The organism is Pseudomonas sp. 2995-3 (assembly GCF_002742565.1).
In the GTDB taxonomy this organism is placed as follows: Bacteria; Pseudomonadota; Gammaproteobacteria; order Pseudomonadales; family Pseudomonadaceae; genus Aquipseudomonas; species Aquipseudomonas edaphica.
In genome coordinates, this window is sequence record NZ_LJSB01000436.1 from 1 (window position 1) to 248 (window position 248).

Here is a 248-nt window from a genome sequence, read left to right on the forward strand (position 1 = left end):
GAGGAAATTGCTCCTCCAAATCTTATTATTAACCGTATTCGACCACACATGTCTAAAAATGGTGATGCGTTAGATATTGAAGAAGTAGTTACAATACTAGCTATTGAACTATTAGGTATTGTTGCAGATACAGATGATGTCATCCGTGCTTCAAATAGGGGAGAGCCTATTGCAATGGATCCAAAAAATAAAGCATCTATTGCGTACCGTAATATTGCAAGACGAATTTGTGGGGAGACAGTTCCCCT

Annotated in this window: 1 pseudogene; it reads left to right on the top strand. The window is 38.3% G+C overall.

The window, feature by feature from the left end:
* Positions 1 to 248, top strand: a pseudogene (locus AOA62_RS29950) (septum site-determining protein MinD); the annotation flags it as partial.